Here is an 18384-nt window from a genome sequence, read left to right on the forward strand (position 1 = left end):
GCGTAACTTAGCGACCGAACCTCCCACGCAGCCCGCCGCCCGCCGTCCGCGCCCAGCTTCTTCAGCCCATGCACCGCAGAACCGCACGAGGGGTCCCGTGACCGTCCATCCCAGCCTCCAGACCTACGCCGATGCCTGGACCCACTCCATCGAGTCGATAGCCGAGCTGGTGAAGCCGCTCGCCGAGGGAGAGTGGAACCGCCGTACGCCATGCCCCGCCTGGTCGGTGCGCGACATCGTCTCGCACGTCATCGGCATGGAGTCCGAGCAGCTCGGCGACCCGCGTCCGATCCACACGCTGCCGCGCGACCTGTACCACGTACAGAACGACTTCGCCCGGTACATGGAGATGCAGGTCGATGTGCGGCGCCACCACACCGCACCGGAGATGACCTCCGAGCTGGAGTACACGATCATTCGCCGCGCACGTCAGCTGCGCAACGAGAGCCGTGCTCCCGAGACCATGGTCCGGGCACCGCTCGGCGCCGAGCAGACCCTCGAACTGGCGCTGCGGATGCGCGCCTTCGACGTCTGGGTGCATGAGCAGGACCTCCGGGCGACGCTGGGCCGGCCCGGCAATCTGGACTCCCCCGGCGCCACGATCGTGCGGGACACCCTGCTGGAGGCGCTGCCGAAGGTGGTCGCCAAGGACGCGGGAGCACCGGCGAATTCGGCGATCGTGCTCGATGTGCACGGGCCGCTGGAATTCCTGCGCACCGTCAGGGTCGACGCGGAGGGGCGCGGTTCGGTGGACGGTTCGCCGTCGCTCGGGCCCCTGGTGACGCTGGCGATGGACTGGGAGACGTACTTCCTCCTCGCCTGCGGGCGGGTGCGCGCGGGTGCGGTCGCCGAGCGGATCAAGGTCGAGGGCGACGAGGAGCTGGCGACGGCGATCCTGCAGAACTTCGCCGTGACGCCGTAGGGCTCTGACGTCGTAGAGCAGTGACGTCATAAGGCTGTGACGCCATGACCGGCGGCGCCCGTCGCACGGAGGACGGGCGCGCCGCCGGCCCGGCGCGGTGCGCGGTCACACCGGCACGTGCACGGCTTCCACGCGGCTGACCACATGGTGGTTCCGCTCGCGGTGCGTGGCCCTGGAGTGCAGCCGCAGGATCTGCGAGACGCCGAGCGCCTCCAGCACGAAGACCGAGGCGAACGCGATCCGGTAGTTGTCGTCCGTCGCGTCCAGCAGCACACCGACGGCGAACAGCGTGGTCATCGAGGCGATGAAACCGCCCATGTTGACGATGCCCGAGGCGGTGCCCTGGCGCTCCGGCGGGTTGGCCGGGCGGGCGAAGTCGAAGCCGATCATCGAGGCCGGACCGCACGCGCCGAGCACCACGCACAGCACGATCAGCAGCCACATCGGCGCATGGTCGCCCGGGTAGAAGATGGCCGACGCCCAGAGCAGCGCCGTCACCGTCACCGTGCCGAGGGCCAGCGGGGCACGGGCCGCGTGGTGGCGGGCGATGATCTGCCCGTAGACCAGCCCGAAAGCCATGTTGGAGAGCACCACCAGGGTGAGCAGCTCTCCGGCGGTGGAGCGGCTGAGCCCCTGTGCCTCCACCAGGAACGGCAGCCCCCAGAGCAGCAGGAACACCATGGCCGGGAACTGCGTGGTGAAGTGCACCCACATGCCGAGCCGGGTGCCGGGCTCCCGCCAGGAGGCGGCGATCTGCTTGCGCACATAGGCGGCGCCCGCGTGCTCGGCGGGCGGCGGCTCGTGGCCCTCGGGGTGGTCCTTCAGGAAGAGCAGCAGCAGGACGAGGACGACGACCCCGGCGACCGAGCTGCCGGCGAACGTGGTGGTCCAGCCGAATCCATGCAGGGCCCGTGCGATGAAGAGCGTCGAGACGAGGTTGCCCGCCATCCCGAAGAGCGCCGCGACCTGGCCGATCAGCGGGCCGCGCCGGGCCGGGAACCAGCGGGCGCCGAGCCGCAGCACGCTGATGAACGTCATCGCGTCACCGCAGCCGAGCAGCGCCCTGGACGCCAGTGCCATGCCGTACGAGGGGGAGAGCGCGAAGCCGAGCTGCCCGAGGGTGAACAGGACGGCCCCGAGGGTGAGGACCTTCTTGGTGCCGAGCCGGTCGACCATCAGGCCGACGGGTATCTGCATGCCCGCGTAGACGAGCAGCTGGAGTATGGAGAACGTGGAGAGCGCGGAGGCGTTGACGTGGAACCGGTCGGCGGCGTCCAGCCCGGCGACGCCCAGGCTGGTGCGGAAGATGATGGCGACGAAGTAGACGGCGACGCCGATGCCCCAGACCCATGCGGCACGTCGGCCGCCGGGTGGATCGCCGGGCAGGGACAGGGTGGGAGCGGCGGCAGAACTCACCGGTCCTCACCCCTGACCAGCACCTTGACCCGGCTGACATGGCGCCGCACGACCTGCGCGGCACCCTCCGCGTCCCCCGCTCTGATCGCCTCCAGCAGCTCGCCGTGCTCGGTGATGTTGGCGGCGATCCTCCCCGGGTGCGCCTCCATCACGGCGACGCCCATCCGCAGCTGCCGGTCGCGCAGCTGGTCGTAGAGGCGCGAGAGGATGTCGTTGCCCGCGTTGCGCACGATCTCGGCGTGGAAGCAGCGGTCCTTCACGGACACCTCCGCCAGGTCCCCCGCCTCGGCCAGCCGCCGCTGCTCCTCCAGGAGCTCTTCGAGCCGGCCGATCAGCTGCGCGGAGGCGGGCACGGCCTTGCGGGCCGCGAATTCCTCGACGAGCAGCCGGGTCTCCACCACGTCCGCGATCTCCTGCGCGGAGACGGCGAGGACGAGCGCGCCCTTCTTCGGGTACAGCTTGATCAGCCCCTCGACCTCCAGCCGCAGCAGGGCCTCGCGCACCGGCGTACGGGAAACGCCGACGGCCTCGGCGAGATCCCCTTCGGTCAGCAGCGTGCCGCCCTCGTAACGACGGTCGAGGACCGCCCCTTTTACGTGGGTGTACACGCGCTCGGCGGCAGGCGGCTGCTTCACAGCGGCCTTCACAGCAGGCTTCATGGACGACTTCACGGCGGACTTCGCGACAGGCTTCACGGCTGGGGGTGCGGCAGGCATGTACACAGCATAGATACAAGATGCGTGCATCGCGAACCATTCCGTCATCCGGACAGAAGCCCGCCCGCTCCGGGGCGCACCGACGCACCGCCGCACCTCCGCACTACTGCGCTACCGCACCACCGATCACGACCGGAATCACCCGTAGCCCCGAAATTGCCCCAGGAATCAGCACATCCATCCCCCGCCCTCATGAGTCTCACCACCGAGCGGCACCCTCATGTGGCCGCATTCCAGGGGCATTTGGAGCATTCAAGTTGAAAATCGGCATTAAGGGCATAAGCCGCGCCACCGCCACTGCCACCGTGGCCCTGACGGCAGGTGCCGTCATCGCCGGCAGCGCGTTCGCCTCCACCGCGCAGGCCGCCACGCTGCCCACCCCCAAGATCACCGCCGCGGGCGGTTTCACGATGAACAACGGCACCTCGAAGGCCCTGTTCTCCAAGGCTGCGGACACCCGTCGTTCCACGGGTTCCACCACCAAGATCATGACGGCGAACGTCGTGCTGGCGCAGAAGAACCTGAACCTGGATTCCAAGGTCACGGTTCAGAAGGCGTACAGCGACTACATCGTCTCCAAGGGCGCCTCGTCGGCCCGCCTCATCGTGGGCGACAAGGTCACGGTCCGCCAGCTGCTGTACGGCCTGATGCTGCCGTCCGGCTGCGACGCCGCCTACGCGCTGGCCGACAAGTTCGGCTCCGGCTCGACCCGCGCGGCCCGCGTGAAGTCGTTCATCGGCAAGATGAACGCCCAGGCCAAGTCCCTCGGGCTGAAGAACACCCACTTCGACTCGTTCGACGGCATAGGGAATGGTTCGAACTACTCGACCCCGCGCGACCTGACGAAGCTCGCCAGCAACGCGATGAAGAACTCCACCTTCCGCACGGTCGTCAAGACCAAGTCGACCAAGCAGAAGGTCACCACGAAGTCCGGCGGCTACCGCTACATGACGTGGTCCAACACCAACAACATGCTCAGCAGCTACAGCGGCGCCATCGGCATCAAGACCGGCTCCGGCCCGTCCGCCAAGTACTGCCTGGTCTTCGCCGCGACCCGCGGCAGCAAGACGATCGTCGGCACGGTGCTCGCGTCCACGAACGCGACCAACCGCACGGCGGACATGAAGAAGATCATGGACTACTCCTTCAAGAAGTAGCCCGGACCGGCACCGCACGCGAAGAGGGGGCCCGCGCCATGCGGGCCCCCTCTTTCTGTGCCGGAGGATGCTCAGTCGAGGCAGAACTCGTTGCCCTCGATGTCCTGCATGTTGATGCACGACTCGTTTTCCTCGTCGGCATACAGCACCTTCGTGCACACCGCGCCGAGCGCCACCAGCCGATCGCGTTCGGCCTCCAGCACGGCCAGCCGCTCCGCACCCACGAGCCCGGTACCGGCCCGCACGTCGACGTGCACCCTGTTCTTGGCGACCTTGCCTTCGGGAACCCGCTGGAAGTACAGGCGCGGGCCCTCACCCGTGGGATCGGAGCACGCGAACCACGCACCCCGCTCCTCGGGCGGCAGCGAGTCGTTATAGGCGTCCCAGGAGTCGAACCCCTCCGGTACCGGCGGCGCGACGTATCCCAGCACCTCGCACCAGAAACGGGCGACGCGCTCCGGGTCCGCGCAGTCGAAGGTGATCTGGATCTTCCTCAGCGATGCCATTCGGCCACCCTAACAGCGGGCCTCCGGACACCAGTTCCCCTTTATTGAGCCCGGCATTCCGATCGCTCTTCTGGACACTTACGACACCTCGACGCTCGCCCGCCCGGGGCGCCGGCTTCTCCCCCGCTCAGCGAAGACCGCGCTTCTCGCGTTCGGCTTCGATCAGCTCCTCCATGAGTTTCTCCGGGTTCACCGCGTGCTCGGTGTCATCGAGGGCGTCGTAGTCCTGGGTGCTCAGCGGCAGGCCGAGCTCGGCGAGTTCGGCGGCCAGTTGTGTGAACGCGATTCGCTCGTCGGGCTCGTCCTGGTAGCTAGCCCGCTCGGCGGCGACCCCCTCGGTCAGGGTCAGACCGACCAGGCTCCAGAAGGAGAACTCGGTGTCCAGCTCCATGGGGTGCCAGGCACGATCCCCAGGTTCGTCGGGGTGCAGCCAGTAGCCGATCCACCCCTTTCCGCCCTTCGCCACGAGTTTGACGTACTTGGCCATCTCCGCGGCTGCGGCGTTGACGGCCTGCATCTCCGGGTCCGCGAGTTCCTCTTCGCTCAGATAGCTGGTGTCCAGGAGCGGGTGCACCTCTCCCGCCTCGAAGAATTCGAGGCCGAGAAGGTGGGTGAAGTCGGTGCGGCCTTCCCACTGCGCCACCAGCAGCACACGCAGATCGCCGGGTATCGGACGGCCGTCCAGCCGCTCCCGGGAAAACCCGGCGAGCCGTTCGTCGTACATGCGCCCTCTCCAGAGGTCGAAGCGAGATCCTCGCGTCAACGTAACAACGGCCTCCGACAAGAGGCCGGCCCCAGGGCGAGAGGGGCCGCCGTACCGCGCTGATGAGGTTCTGGGGCGATCCTGCGGCCGGCCTTGACCTCAAGTCCGCTTGAGATCTCAGAGTATTCTGCATGAACACCGAAACCGCAGACATCAAAGCCATCGAACAGGTCGTCGCCACCGTCGAGCGCGCCCAGCGTGCCAAGGACGTCGAGGGCTTCCTCGCGCTCTTCCATCCCGACGCCCTCTGGACGACCGGCCACGGCAAGGTCCTGATCGGCTTCGACGCGATCGCCGAGTTCACCCGCACCGTGCTGCCGGCGGCCAACTGGGAGGGCGAGATCACCTACGAGGCAGTGCACACGCAATTCCTGCGGCCCGACGTGGCGGCCGTGAAGGTCCGGCAGGTCTACCACTCACCGGAGGGCGAGACGGAAGGCGCTCCGCTCTACGTCATGACGAAGCAGGATGACGGAAGGTGGCTGCTGCACGCCTGCCAGAACACGGCAGTGTGGGCCGGATAGACATCTCGGAGTCACGGACGGCGACGGCGCGGAGGATGTCGCAGGAACCCTCCTCGCCCTCGCCGTTCCGCCGCCACGCTTATGGTTGCCGGCGCAGGCCCGCCGCGAAGCTGTCCCACGCGGCGGGAGCGAGCACGAGAAGCGGGCCGTCGGGGCGCTTGGAGTCGCGGACGGCGACGGTACGAGGGATGTTGCGGGCGACTTCGACGCACTCGCCATTGCCGCTGCTGTAGCTGGACTTGACGAACTCGAAGTGTGGCACGACTACAACTCCTTGCGAATACGCCCTATCAGAGCGATGGAATCGCGGGGAGCGAGTCCGCTTCTGGCGATTCGACCGAACGTGACGTTGTGACGCGCGGCATCCGACTCGCTCTCAAGCCACAGAGTAGACGACGTGGTGTCCATGTAGACCACGTCCATAGCACCGGGTTCGGCAAACGACACGATGCTAAAAGCGCTGGTCATGCCGGGGTGCGAGCCCGCAAGGAAGGGGACAACCTGCACTGTGACATTTGGCTCGGCGGCAGCCTCCGCCAGCCGTTCCAGTTGAGCGAGCATCACGTCGCGGCCACCGACCAATTGCCGAAGCGCTCCTTCCGCGACGATCGCCCACAGCGCCAGAGGACTGCCGTCCGCGAGGCGTGTTTGGCGTGCGATCTTCGCTTCGACGAACCGCTCGATCTCGTCGGGGTCGTCCCAGTCCGCGTTGCCGACAGCGAGCGCCCTCGCATAGTCCGGCGTCTGGAGCAGGCCCGGTACGAACGCCCCTTGCCAGGTCCTGACTCCCTTGGCGATGTCTTCGAGCGCAACGTACTCGACCAGTGAACGGAGTTCCGGGTACTGGTTCCACCAGCCCTTCGCCTTGCGGCGCTCCCGATCCATCCGGGCCACCTCCAGCAGGCGGTCGACGAGCTGCGCGTCATCGAGACCGTAGAACTCGCAGAGGGCACGGATGTCCGGATCCCTCATCGGAACCCATCCCTGCTCCATCTTCACGATCTTGGAGTTGGTCGCGCTGATGACCTGAGCAGCCTGCTGCTGCGTCTTCCCCGACGCGTCTCGCAGGCGCAGCAACTCGCTGCCGAGCCTGCGTCCCAGGACAGTTGACGATCGATTGCCTTGCCGAGTCGCTCGATTCACCGCCCCAGTGTGGCCTCCCGCAATGCAGACGGTCGACTGCTGTAGCTCGTTGGAGACAATTGGCTCCGTTTCACTTGCCTCCAGCTTCAGGGAGTCGCTACGTTCGGCTCACAGCCGCTCGCACAGCGGAATCAGTCGGCGGAAGTGCACCGCCCTGCCCCGCGCCCAGAAATGGCGCCCCGCAGGCGCGGCATCGCCACCGCCCGCACCCACGGAGGCACGCGCCCATGACCGCAGCCGAACAGATCTCCGTCCCCGAACCCGTTCTCCGCGAGGACAGACTCAACTTCACGCCGACCGCCCGCAGCGTCACCTTCTCCCGGCGCCGTACCGCGCGGCTCGTACGGGAGTGGGGGTATCCGGGGCTGGCCGGCGACGCGGCCTTGCTGGTCAGCGAGTTGGCGACCAACGCGTTACTGCACGGCGCCATCCGGGGGCGGCTCTTCCGCGTTCACCTCACGCTCACCGCGACCACGCTCCGCATCGCGGTCAGTGACCCGCGCGGCGAGCGGCTGCCCGGTCTGCGCGAGGCCGCGGGCGACGAGTGCTACGGGCGGGGGCTCCTGATCGTCGCGCGGATCGCGGACCGCTGGGGCATCGAGCCGCGCACCGTCGGGAAGACCGTGTTCGCCGAACTCGCCCTGCGGCAGGGGCCGGACATGCCGATGGGCCCGCGCGAAGTTCGCGCGGGCCCATCTCGTACAGCTACGCCCAGGTGATCAGGCGCTTCGGCTGTTCCAGGATCGCGGCGACGTCCGCCAGGACCTTGGAGCCGAGCTCGCCGTCGACCAGGCGGTGGTCGAACGACAGGGCCAGCGTGGTGACCTGACGGGGCTTCACCTTGCCCTTGTGGACCCACGGTTGGAGCTTGATCGCACCGACCGCGAGGATCGCGGACTCGCCCGGGTTCAGGATGGGCGTGCCCGTGTCGACGCCGAAGACACCGACGTTGGTGATGGTCACCGTGCCGCCCGCCATCGCGGCGGGGGAGGTCTTGCCCTCGCGGGCGGTGGAGACCAGCTCGCCCAGGGACGCGGCGAGTTGCGGGAGCGTCTGCTCGTGCGCGTCCTTGATGTTCGGCACGATCAGACCGCGCGGGGTCGCTGCGGCGATGCCCAGGTTCACGTAGTGCTTCTGGACGATCTCCTGGTTCGCCTCGTCCCAGGCGGCGTTGACCTCCGGGTTCCGCTTGATCGCGACCAGGAGGGCCTTGGCGATGATCAGGAGCGGGTTGACCCGCACCCCCGCCATGTCCTTGTCCTCCTTGAGCTCCGCGACCAGCTTCATCGTGCGCGTCACGTCGACGGTGACGAACTCGGTGACGTGCGGAGCCGTGAAGGCGCTGCCGACCATCGCCTGGGCGATGGCCTTCCGTACACCCTTGACCGGGATGCGGGTCTCGCGGGCGCCCACCGTGGTGACGACGGCCGGGGCCGGGGCCTCGAAAGCGGTCTCGGCCGCCACCGGAGCGGCGGTCGGCGCCGGGGCCTGTGCCGGTACGGGCGTGGCCGCCGCGTGGACGTCCTCGCGGGTGATGATCCCGCCCTCGCCGGTCGGGACGACCGTCGCCAGGTCGATGCCCAGGTCCTTGGCCAGCTTGCGGACCGGCGGCTTGGCCAGCGGCCGGCTCTCCGGGACCACGGTGGTGTGGCCGTTCATCTCGCCCTGGATCGCCGCCGCGGCGGCCGGTACGGCAGTGGCCGCACCCTTGCGGGCCCGTCGCTTGGTCGAGCTCTCGGAGACTCCGTAGCCGACCAGGACCGGCTGGCGGCCCTTCGGAGCCTCGGGCTCCGGCTCGGGCCGGGCAACCGGGGCGGATTCAGCCGCCGGGGCCGCGTCACCGCTGCCCGGGGCCACGTCCACCGCGATGATCACCTGGCCGACGTCGACGGTCGTGCCCTCGGGGAAGCGCAGCTCGTGCACCACCCCGTCGAACGGGATCGGCAGCTCCACGGCCGCCTTCGCCGTCTCGACCTCGCACACGACCTGGCCGTCGGTGACCGTGTCACCGGCCTGGACGTACCACTTGAGGATCTCGGCCTCGGTCAGGCCCTCGCCCACGTCGGGCATCTTGAACTCGCGGAAGCGGGCCGCGTTGGAAGTGTCGGTCATCGTTGTCACGTCCCCGTCCTCAGTACGCCAGCGAGCGGTCGACGGCGTCGAGCACACGGTCGAGACCCGGCAGGTACTCGTCCTCAAGACGCGCCGGCGGGTACGGGGCGTGGTAGCCGCCGACCCGCAGCACCGGTGCTTCCAGGTGGTAGAAGCAGCGCTCCGTGATGCGAGCGGCGATCTCGGCCCCGGAGCCGTAGAACACCGGCGCCTCATGGACCACCACGAGCCGGCCGGTCTTCTCGACCGAGGTCTGGATGGCGTCGAAGTCGATCGGGGACATCGAGCGCAGGTCCAGGACCTCGATCGACTTGCCCTCCTCCTGGGCGGCCGCGGCCGCTTCCAGGCAGACCTTCACCATCGGGCCGTACGCGGCGAGCGTGAGGTCGGTGCCGGTGCGGGCCACCGAGGCCTTGTGCAGGGGGCCGGGGATGGAGTCGGTCTCGACCTCGCCCTTGTCCCAGTAGCGGCGCTTCGGCTCGAAGAAGATGATCGGGTCGTCGCTCTGGACGGCCTGCTGCATCATCCAGTAGGCGTCGCTCGCATTCGACGGCGAGACCACCTTCAACCCCGCGACGTGCGCGAACAGCGCCTCCGGCGACTCGCTGTGGTGCTCGACGGCGCCGATGCCGCCGCCGTACGGGATCCGGATGACGACCGGCAGCTTGATCTTGCCGAGCGCGCGGGCGTGCATCTTGGCGAGCTGCGTGACGATCTGGTCGTACGCGGGGAAGACGAATCCGTCGAACTGGATCTCCACGACCGGCCGGTAGCCGCGCAGGGCCAGGCCGATCGCCGTGCCGACAATGCCGGACTCGGCGAGCGGGGTGTCGATCACCCGGTCCTCGCCGAAGTCCTTCTGGAGCCCGTCGGTGATCCGGAAGACCCCGCCGAGCTTGCCGACGTCCTCACCCATGATGAGGACCTTGGGGTCGGTGTCGAGGGCCTTGCGCAGCGACTCGTTGAGAGCCTTCGCAATGGACATCTTTTCCATGGCCATGGCTACTTGCTCTCCTCGGCGGTGTCTGCGAACGATGCCTGGTAGGCGGCGAACTGGGCGCGCTCCTCGTCGACGAGCGGGTTCCCGTCGGCGTAGACGTTGTCGAAGATCGCGATCGGGTCGGGGTCGGGCATCGCCCGTACCGCCTCGCGCACCCGCTTGCCGAGCGCCTCGCTCTCCTCGTCCAGCGCGGTGAAGAACGCCTCGTCGGCGGCGCCCTCCTTCTCCAGGTACGCGCGCAGCCGCAGGATCGGGTCCTTGGCCTCCCAGGAGGCCCGCTCCTCGTCGGCCCGGTACTTCGTCGGGTCGTCGGAGGTGGTGTGCGCGCCCATCCGGTAGGTGAACGCCTCGACGAGGGTGGGCCCCTCACCCCGGCGGGCCCGCTCCAGCGCCGACTTGGTGACGGCCAGGCAGGCCAGTACGTCGTTGCCGTCGACCCGGACGCCCGGGAAGCCGAAGCCCTGCGCGCGCTGGTAGAGCGGGACGCGGGTCTGCTTCTCGGTCGGCTCGGAGATCGCCCACTGGTTGTTCTGGCAGAAGAAGACGACCGGGGCGTTGTAGACCGCGGAGAAGGTGAAGGACTCGGCCACGTCGCCCTGGCTGGAGGCGCCGTCGCCGAAGTACGCGATCACGGCCGAGTCCGCGCCGTCCTTGGCGACGCCCATGGCGTAACCGGTGGCGTGCAGGGTCTGCGAGCCGATGACGATCGTGTACAGGTGGAAGTTGTTGCTGTTCGGGTCCCAGCCACCGTGGTTCACGCCGCGGAACATCCCGAGCAGATTGGTCGGGTCGACCCCCCGGCACCAGGCGACGCCGTGCTCCCGGTAGGTCGGGAAGACGTAGTCGTCGTCGCGCAGGGCCCGGCCGGAGCCGATCTGGGCGGCCTCCTGGCCGAGCAGCGAGGCCCACAGACCCAGCTCGCCCTGGCGCTGGAGGGCGGTCGCCTCGGCGTCGAAGCGGCGGGTCAGGACCATGTCCCGGTACAGACCGCGCAGCTCGTCCGCGGTCAGGTCGATCGAATAGTCCGGATGCTCCACGCGCTCGCCCTCGGGCGTCAGCAGCTGTACGAGCTCGGGCTCGGAACTCTGTGGCGTCTTCGCGGACGTCTTCGCGGTCGTTTTCACGGCGCTGGTCCGCTTGCTGCTGCGTCGCGGCTTGCGCGCGGCAGTGCTCTCCACGGTCACGTGCGTGCTCCTCCGTCGGTCCGGCCCCCGGGGTCTGCCGGGAAACCAGTGCGGCTCGCCTGGGTCCGTACCCGTGCACGGGGTGGGTGCCGCTCGGTCCGGGAACAGGCGTGACAGGTGCCCCGGCGAGCCCTGCCAAAAGCACGTTACCCAGTACGCCGCATAACTGCGAAACCCTATCTGACCTGCGATTTTGCTTGGATTTCCAAGTAAATCGAAAAATTCGGGAACTCTCGCTGGTCACAGCACTGGCAACAGCCTTGCGGGCCGCCGGAACAACGGCACGTTATCCCGCCGTTCGGCGGCAGGGAAGAGGCGAGTGTGTGAGACTGCGTTTTGTGCGCGAACAAGGAAAAATCACCGTTTTTCTGCTGGACGACCACGAAGTCGTCCGACGCGGAGTCCATGAACTGCTCTCGTCCGAGGACGACATCGAGGTCGTAGGCGAGGCCGGGACGGCGGCGGACGCGCTGGTCCGTATCCCCGCGACCCGGCCCGATGTGGCGGTGCTCGACGTACGGCTGCCGGACGGGAGCGGGGTGGAGGTCTGCCGGGAGATCCGCTCCCAGGACGAGAACATCAATTGCCTGATGCTCACCTCGTACGCCGACGACGAGGCGCTCTTCGACGCGATCATGGCGGGTGCGTCGGGATATGTACTGAAGGCGATCCGGGGCAACGAACTGCTGAGCGCGGTACGTGACGTGGCGGCCGGGAAGTCGCTGCTGGACCCGGTGGCGACCGCCCGGGTGCTGGAGCGGCTGCGCGACGGGAAGAAAGGCCGGGGCGAGGACAAGCTCGCCAATCTCACCGAACAGGAACGCAAGATCCTCGACCTGATCGGCGAGGGGCTGACGAACCGGGTGATCGGCGAACGACTGCACCTCGCCGAGAAGACGATCAAGAACTACGTCTCCAGCCTGCTCTCCAAGCTGGGCATGGAGCGGCGTTCGCAGGCCGCCGCGTACGTGGCCAGGCTCCAGGCGGAGAAGCGCTGAGCATCTCGCCCCGGGCGGCCGGGGCGACGCGGGGCGGGACCGAAGGGGCCGTGCGCTCGGTGATCTTCGGGACTTTGGTCCCGGACCAACCGGGGCCGCGGCCTCTTTCCGCCCCCTCCCCGGTGGCGGAGAGTGGAGGCCATGTCCTCCGAGGAACTCCAGGCGATCGAACTGCTCGCTCGTGTCCGCTACGGCCGGCTGGCGACGAGCATGCGCGCCCTCCCGTTTCTGTCGGTGGCCCGCCATGTCGTGATCGACGGCCGCGTGGTCCTGCGGATGCACAGCGGGTTCGGCTACCACACCGCCTGTGACGGAACGGTCGTGGCGTACGGCGCGGACAACTTCGACACCGCCGGCCCGGGGGGCTCCGGCCCGGAGGGCGACGAGCTGTGGGCCGTGCAGTTCACCGGCACCGCCCAGATCGTGCACCCGGCGCCCGGCCAGCGCGCACTCTTCGGCGACGGTCCCGCCCGGGTGAACGGGGAGCGCTTCGACCCGGCGTACCTCAGGCTCGAACCGCACTTCGTCTCTGTGCACACTCTGGACTTCAACGCAAGTCAATCGATCATCAACACAGCGTGATCTAACATCTGGTGAGTGCCGCGCTCATTTGTCACCCTTCCGCCCGCTCCGTCGGCCGGTGAGGTGTTGTTCCCGAACCTGCCCGCTCCGCCCGTGTCCCCGGTGGACCGGCTGCCGCTCCCGTCCGTGTCCCGGGTGGCCCGGTCGCCACTCCCGTACGTGCCACGGCCGCCCGTGCCCCCGGTGAACGAGGTGCTGCGCCGCTATCCGGACGCCGGTGAGCCCCTCAGCTGCAAGCCCATCACCAAGGGCCTGCTCAACCACGGCTACCGCGTCTCCACCACCCGCGGCTCCTACTTCCTCAAGCACCACCTCGACGACTCCACCGGCGACCGCGCCACGATCGTCCGCCAGCACCGCGCCACCCAGCGGCTCCAGTCGCTGGGCGTGCCCGTCGCCCCGCCCGTCCAGGACACCGAGGGCGACACGGTCACCGAGATCGGCGGCCGGTGCTACGCCCTGCACCCGTGGGTGGACGGGCTGCACCGGGCGGGCGCCCAGCTCAGCACCGACCAGTCGGAGCGGCTCGGGGCGCTGCTCGGGGCCGTGCACACCGGGCTGGAGCTGGTCATGGGGGCGGGCACGGGGCTCGTGCAGCGGACCGGTGGATCTGTCGGATCCGGTGGATCCGTCCGGGCCGTCGAGTCCGGTGGATCTGTCGGGTCCGTCGGGTCCGTCGAGTCCGTCGGGCACCGGAGCCCCGACCCCGCCGACACCTTCGCGCTGATCGACGACCTGCTGGCGGTCGCGCGCCGACGCCATTCCCGGGACGCCTTCGACGAGTTGGCCGAGCACCGCCTCCTGGAGCGGCGCACCCTGCTGGAACGGCACGCCGACCGCAGGCCGCCCACCCCCGGCGCCCCGGCCACCGGCTGGGTGCACGGCGACTTCCACCCGCTGAACGTCCTGTACCGGGGCGACGACCCGGTCGCGATCCTCGACTGGGACCGGCTGGGGGTCCAGCCGCGGGCGGAGGAGGCGGTACGGGCCGCGGCGATCTTCTTCGTACTGCCGGCCGGGAAGCTGGAGCTGGAGAAGGTCCGGGCGTACGCGCGGGCCTACCGGCGGGCGGCCGGGGCGAGCGCGGCGGAGCTGGCGGCCGCGGTGCACCGGGTGTGGTGGGAGCGGCTCAACGACTTCTGGATACTGCGGTGGCGGTACTGCCTGGACGACCGGAGGGCCGACCCGCAGTTCCCTGCGGTGTCGGCCCTGGCGGTCTGGTGGACGCGCGAGTACGAGGCGGTGTGCGAAGCGTTCACGGGGTGACCGGCCCATGGACGGCCGGGCCGGTGGCCCGGTCGTCGCCGGGTCGGTGGCCCGGTCGTCGCCGGGTCGGTGGCCCGGTCGTCGGCCGTCGGTCAGGTCAGGGCGTGGTGCCCGTACCGGGCCCGGCCGCCGCGGATGTACCGGTGGTGGCGCCGCTGCCGCCCTCGGTCCCCGTGCTGCCGCCCTCCGTGCCCGTGCTGCCGCCCTCCGTACCGGTGCCGCCGGTGTCCGTGGTGCCGCCGGTGTCCGTGCCCGTGCTGCCGCCGTCCGTACCGGTGCCGCCGGTGTCCGTGGTGCCGCCGGTGTCCGTGCCCGTGCTGCCGTTGGCCGGGGAGGACGGTTCCTTCGACGGTGGTACGGAGGGCTGGCTCGGGGTGGTCGACGGGGAGTAGCTCCGCCTCGGCGTCGTGTCCTGCTGGTTGCCGGTGGAGTTCTCCGGTGTCTGGGTGTCCTCGCTCTCCTCGTCCTTCGGCCCGGACGAGCTCTTCTTCGGGGACGGCGAACTGGAGGTCTTGTCGGGCTTCTTCTCGTGGGTCGAGCCGGTGTCGTTCGCGGCGCTGACCGCGATGGCGACGCCCGCCCCGATCGCGATCAGCGCGAGCACGACGAACAGCAACAGCTTGCCGCGGCCGCCACCGCCCTGGTGCCCGCCTTCGTAACCGCCGTCGTCGGGGTTCATCGGCGGCAGGATCGGGCCCTGCGAGGTGTCCCCGTGGTGCGGGTGCCCCATCGCCATCGTGCTCCCGGCCATGCCCATGGCCGAGGTGTGCCCGCCCTCGTGCATCGTGACCGGGCCGGTGTTCCACGTACCCGTGTGGCCGCCCTGGACCTGGAGCATCTGAAGGCTGTACTGGACCAGGCCGCGCATCTCCTCGGCGCTCTGGAACCGGTCGTCCGGGTCCTTCGCGAGCGAGCGCATGACCAGCCCGTCCAGCTCCGGCGGCACCGCGCCCAGGACCTCGGACGGCGGGACCGGAATGTCCTGGACGTGCTGATACACCACCGACAGCGGGGTCTCGCCGGTGAACGGAGGCCGCAGCGCCAGGAGTTCGTAGAGCAGGCAGCCGGTGGCGTAGAGGTCGGATCGGTGGTCGACGGCCTTGCCCAGCGCCTGCTCGGGGGAGAGGTACTGCGGCGTGCCCATGACCATGCCGGTCTGGGTCATCGTCGACTGCGCGCCGTGCAGCGCACGGGCGATGCCGAAGTCCATCACCTTGACGGCACCGGAATTGGTGATGATCACATTGGCTGGCTTGATGTCGCGGTGCACGATGCCGTGCTGGTGCGAGTACGCGAGTGCTTCGAGCACGCCGGAGACGATGATCAGCGCCTGCTCGGGCGGCGGGGGCTCGGCGCTGATCAGCAGATCACGGATGGTGCGGCCCTCGACCAGCTCCATCACGATGTAGGGGACGGTCGCCCCGCCCACGACGTCCTCGCCGGAGTCGTACACGGCGACGATCGCGTGGTGGTTGAGTCCGGCGACCGACTGTGCCTCGCGCGTGAACCGGGCCTTGGAGACCGGGTCCTCGGCGAGATCGGAGCGCAGGAGCTTCACGGCGACCGTGCGTCCGAGCCTGACGTCCTCGGCCGCGAACACCTCGGCCATGCCGCCTCTGCCGAGGCGGTGGGTCATCCGGTAACGTCCGTCACCGACGACACCGCCGATGCCCCAGGAGTCGGTGCCATCCGAAACTCCGCCGCCGTTTGCTTCGGAATCGGGTGCCATCAGTCCTCGCCGTCGTATCTGTCCGCGCGTCCGCGGGTCCTCACGGTGTCTAGCTGCATTGCCACGCCACGCTACAGCCTCTGTCGGACACCCCGTTTCCGAGAGGGACCGGTCATCCGACCGCCCGGCGCGCCGTCCAGGCAAATTTCATGCGGTTCCTGTAACGCTTCCGAGACGCTTCTTGTGCGTACGGTCACGGAACGGGCACCTGGCTTGACGTGTCGTACCCCTCGGGCAGACTTGGCGCGTCACAGGGATCATCGCGTGAGTCGCGCGCCGAGGGGGAAGCTAGTCATGAGCCAGGACGGCGCACACGGCGCACAGGGTCGCTACGCGGGCGGTTCGGTCGCCGGCGGGCGCTACCAGCTTCGCGACCTGCTCGGCGAGGGCGGGATGGCATCCGTATACCTGGCGTACGACACCGCTCTTGATCGTCAAGTCGCAATCAAGACACTCCACACCGAGCTGGGCCGCGAGCAGTCCTTCCGCGAGCGCTTCCGCCGCGAGGCGCAGGCCGTGGCCAAATTGCAGCACACCAACATCGTCTCGGTCTTCGACACCGGCGAGGACGAGCTCGGCGGCGCGCTGATGCCGTACATCGTCATGGAGTACGTGGAGGGGCAGCCGCTCGGCTCCGTGCTCCAGGCGGACATCCAGAGCTACGGCGCGATGCCGGCCGACCGGGCGCTGAAGGTGACGTCCGACGTGCTGGCCGCGCTGGACACCAGCCACGAGATGGGCCTGGTCCACCGCGACATCAAGCCCGGCAACGTGATGATGACCAAGCGCGGTGTCGTGAAGGTCATGGACTTCGGCATCGCCCGCGCCATGCAGTCGGGCGTCACGTCGATGACGCAGACCGGCATGGTCGTCGGCACCCCGCAGTACCTCTCCCCCGAGCAGGCCCTGGGCCGCGGCGTGGACGCCCGCTCCGACCTGTACTCGGTCGGCATCATGCTGTTCCAGCTGCTGACCGGGCGGATCCCCTTCGACGCGGACTCCCCGCTGGCCATCGCGTACGCGCACGTCCAGGAGGAGCCGGTCGCGCCCTCCACCATCAACCGGTCGGTCACCCCGGCGATGGACGCGCTGGTCGCCCGCGCACTGAAGAAGAACCCGAACGAACGCTTCCCGAGCGCGGCGGCGATGCAGGACGAGATCGCCCGCGTGCTGGCCGCGAGCGGGTCCACCGGCGCACCGGTGATCATCGCGGGCGGCGGCGCCCCGACGAACAGCGGCTCGGGCGTCGGCTCGGCGGTCTTCCCGCCGGTCGACCAGTCCGGCGGGATGCCCCAGAGCGTCCAGACGCCGTACCAGCCGGGCCCGTACCAGTCGGGCCCGTACGGCCCGGCGACCCCGGCCCCCGCGCCTTCGTACGGCTACCCGCAGTCGGCCCCGGCGTACCAGAGCCAGGCCCCGGTGCCGCACCAGACCCCGCCGCCCTACGCGCTCTCGCCGCAGACCCAGACGCAGTCGCACTCCGGCTCGGGTGGGGGCGGCGGCTCGAAGCGGAACATGCCGGTGATCGTGGGCTCGATCGTGGTCGCGCTGATAGCGATCGGCGGGCTGATCACGGTGCTCTCGCTGAAGGACGACGACAAGGGCGGCACGACCGCGAACGAGTCCCCGGCCGCGAGCGAGCACAAGGATCCGGAGCGGAACCGGACGATGAAGACCGAGGACTGCACGGACGCCATGGAGGACAGCGACGACCCGGAGAAGGTCGACGCGCCGAAGTTCCTGTACAAGGACTACCTCTCCGCGAAGGCGTGCGCGGACGCGGCCGGCTGGACCGTCAAGAAGATCAAGGTCCCGGGGAACGCGTACGCGGAGGACCAGGTCATCGACCAGTTCCCGTCGTCCGGCACCGCCGTGGACAAGACCGGCGCCCACTTCGAACTGCGCGTCGCGACGGGCGACCCGGCCTGAGCCGGGGCTCGTCCCGTTCCGCCGTCCATGGGTGAGCCGTGGGCGTGGGCATGAGCATGGAAGACGGCACGGTGAGGGCCGTGCCCCGGATCGGCGTACATCCGAGATGCCGGACATATCGTCACATGTGACGCTGAGCCCATGGCTTCAGGACTTCTCCCCTCACGGCCCACGAGGTGCGTGGCCTGCCTGGTACTGACGGCGAGTGCGGCGCTGGCGGCTGCGGCGGGCGAGGCGCAGGCCGGTCAGCGCCCGACCGGCCGCCCGGTGGGGCTGTTCAGCGCTCCGGTGGCGTCGTCCGGGCACACCCCGGACGGGGCCTCCGCTCGTCCTTCCGGTGTTGGTGCCGGCTCCGGTGCTCCTGGTGCTTCCGATGCCTCTGGTGCCTCCAGTCCCTCTGGTGCCGCGAACACCTCTCGTACCTCCAGGACCTCTCG

At 69.3% G+C, this 18384-nt stretch carries 18 protein-coding genes; 8 read left to right on the forward strand and 10 right to left on the reverse strand.

The window, feature by feature from the left end:
• The first annotated feature begins 97 nt into the window (after window positions 1-97).
• On the forward strand, window positions 98-922 hold the full coding sequence (locus GA0115234_RS30145) for a maleylpyruvate isomerase family mycothiol-dependent enzyme (protein ID WP_093547985.1): 825 nt from the start codon (window positions 98-100) through the stop codon (window positions 920-922).
• Window positions 923-1027: 105 nt separating this feature from the next.
• Here GA0115234_RS30145 and GA0115234_RS30150 read toward each other — a convergent pair whose 3' ends face one another.
• Together GA0115234_RS30150 and GA0115234_RS30155 are read right to left on the reverse strand one after the other, a co-directional pair.
• Window positions 1028-2338 carry an MFS transporter gene (locus GA0115234_RS30150; RefSeq protein ID WP_093547987.1) on the reverse strand — a complete coding sequence of 437 codons (1311 nt, stop codon included), beginning with the start codon at window positions 2336-2338 and terminating at the stop codon, window positions 1028-1030.
• A complete protein-coding gene (locus GA0115234_RS30155; RefSeq protein WP_093548334.1) occupies window positions 2335-3054 on the reverse strand; it encodes a GntR family transcriptional regulator in 720 nt (239 codons plus the stop codon). The genes GA0115234_RS30150 and GA0115234_RS30155 overlap by 4 nt, the downstream gene beginning before the upstream one ends.
• A 257-nt stretch (window positions 3055-3311) precedes the next feature.
• On the opposite strand from GA0115234_RS30155, the gene GA0115234_RS30160 reads away from it, so the two are divergent.
• Window positions 3312-4211: a D-alanyl-D-alanine carboxypeptidase family protein gene (locus GA0115234_RS30160; RefSeq protein WP_093547989.1), complete on the forward strand. Its 900-nt coding sequence runs from the start codon at window positions 3312-3314 to the stop codon at window positions 4209-4211.
• Between the two features lie 71 nt (window positions 4212-4282).
• On the opposite strand, the gene GA0115234_RS30165 is transcribed toward GA0115234_RS30160, so the two are convergent.
• Together GA0115234_RS30165 and GA0115234_RS30170 are read right to left on the reverse strand one after the other, a co-directional pair.
• A complete protein-coding gene (locus tag GA0115234_RS30165) occupies window positions 4283-4717 on the reverse strand; it encodes a VOC family protein (protein WP_093547991.1) in 435 nt (144 codons plus the stop codon).
• A gap of 127 nt (window positions 4718-4844) precedes the next feature.
• Window positions 4845-5441: a hypothetical protein gene (locus GA0115234_RS30170; protein ID WP_093547993.1), complete on the reverse strand. Its 597-nt coding sequence runs from the start codon at window positions 5439-5441 to the stop codon at window positions 4845-4847.
• Between the two features lie 170 nt (window positions 5442-5611).
• On the opposite strand from GA0115234_RS30170, the gene GA0115234_RS30175 reads away from it, so the two are divergent.
• A complete protein-coding gene (locus GA0115234_RS30175) occupies window positions 5612-6004 on the forward strand; it encodes an SgcJ/EcaC family oxidoreductase (protein ID WP_093547995.1) in 393 nt (130 codons plus the stop codon).
• 79 nt (window positions 6005-6083) lie between these two features.
• Here GA0115234_RS30175 and GA0115234_RS30180 read toward each other — a convergent pair whose 3' ends face one another.
• Both GA0115234_RS30180 and GA0115234_RS30185 read right to left on the reverse strand, forming a co-directional pair.
• Window positions 6084-6266, reverse strand: coding sequence for a DUF397 domain-containing protein (locus tag GA0115234_RS30180; RefSeq protein WP_093547997.1), 183 nt, complete (start codon window positions 6264-6266; stop codon window positions 6084-6086).
• A gap of 2 nt (window positions 6267-6268) precedes the next feature.
• Window positions 6269-7147: a helix-turn-helix domain-containing protein gene (locus tag GA0115234_RS30185; RefSeq protein ID WP_093547999.1), complete on the reverse strand. Its 879-nt coding sequence runs from the start codon at window positions 7145-7147 to the stop codon at window positions 6269-6271.
• 227 nt (window positions 7148-7374) lie between these two features.
• Here GA0115234_RS30185 and GA0115234_RS30190 point away from each other — a divergent pair, with 227 nt between their 5' ends.
• Window positions 7375-7866: an ATP-binding protein gene (locus GA0115234_RS30190; protein ID WP_093548001.1), complete on the forward strand. Its 492-nt coding sequence runs from the start codon at window positions 7375-7377 to the stop codon at window positions 7864-7866.
• On the opposite strand, the gene GA0115234_RS30195 is transcribed toward GA0115234_RS30190, so the two are convergent.
• The 3 genes from GA0115234_RS30195 to pdhA are packed head-to-tail and all read right to left on the reverse strand — an operon-like array spanning window position 7853 to window position 11443.
• Window positions 7853-9268, reverse strand: coding sequence for a dihydrolipoamide acetyltransferase family protein (locus GA0115234_RS30195; protein WP_093548003.1), 1416 nt, complete (start codon window positions 9266-9268; stop codon window positions 7853-7855). The two genes, GA0115234_RS30190 and GA0115234_RS30195, sit on opposite strands and share 14 nt — an antisense overlap.
• Window positions 9269-9278: 10 nt before the next feature.
• Complete coding sequence (locus tag GA0115234_RS30200; protein ID WP_093548005.1) at window positions 9279-10259, reverse strand: alpha-ketoacid dehydrogenase subunit beta; 981 nt, start codon at window positions 10257-10259, stop codon at window positions 9279-9281.
• 2 nt (window positions 10260-10261) lie between these two features.
• Window positions 10262-11443 carry a pyruvate dehydrogenase (acetyl-transferring) E1 component subunit alpha gene (pdhA, locus tag GA0115234_RS30205; protein WP_093548007.1) on the reverse strand — a complete coding sequence of 394 codons (1182 nt, stop codon included), beginning with the start codon at window positions 11441-11443 and terminating at the stop codon, window positions 10262-10264.
• A 338-nt stretch (window positions 11444-11781) separates the two neighbouring features.
• Here pdhA and GA0115234_RS30210 point away from each other — a divergent pair, with 338 nt between their 5' ends.
• The 3 genes from GA0115234_RS30210 to GA0115234_RS30220 all read left to right on the forward strand — a co-directional run bounded on the left by GA0115234_RS30210 (window position 11782) and on the right by GA0115234_RS30220 (window position 14289).
• Window positions 11782-12441: a response regulator gene (locus GA0115234_RS30210; RefSeq protein WP_093548009.1), complete on the forward strand. Its 660-nt coding sequence runs from the start codon at window positions 11782-11784 to the stop codon at window positions 12439-12441.
• 141 nt (window positions 12442-12582) lie between these two features.
• Window positions 12583-13023 (forward strand): pyridoxamine 5'-phosphate oxidase family protein, encoded by a 441-nt coding sequence (locus tag GA0115234_RS30215; protein ID WP_093548011.1) that lies wholly within the window; start codon window positions 12583-12585, stop codon window positions 13021-13023.
• Between the two features lie 192 nt (window positions 13024-13215).
• Window positions 13216-14289: a phosphotransferase gene (locus tag GA0115234_RS30220; protein ID WP_093548336.1), complete on the forward strand. Its 1074-nt coding sequence runs from the start codon at window positions 13216-13218 to the stop codon at window positions 14287-14289.
• Window positions 14290-14386: 97 nt separating this feature from the next.
• Here the strand turns inward: GA0115234_RS30220 and GA0115234_RS30225 are convergent, their stop codons facing one another.
• Entirely contained in the window at window positions 14387-16018 is a 1632-nt protein-coding gene (locus GA0115234_RS30225) for a protein kinase domain-containing protein (RefSeq protein WP_093548013.1), read from the reverse strand.
• Window positions 16019-16312: 294 nt separating this feature from the next.
• Here GA0115234_RS30225 and GA0115234_RS30230 point away from each other — a divergent pair, with 294 nt between their 5' ends.
• A complete protein-coding gene (locus tag GA0115234_RS30230) occupies window positions 16313-17947 on the forward strand; it encodes a protein kinase domain-containing protein (RefSeq protein WP_093548015.1) in 1635 nt (544 codons plus the stop codon).
• Window positions 17948-18384 lie beyond the last annotated feature (437 nt).

It is taken from the genome of Streptomyces sp. DvalAA-43, assembly GCF_900091725.1.
Taxonomy (GTDB): Bacteria; Actinomycetota; Actinomycetes; order Streptomycetales; family Streptomycetaceae; genus Streptomyces; species Streptomyces pulveraceus.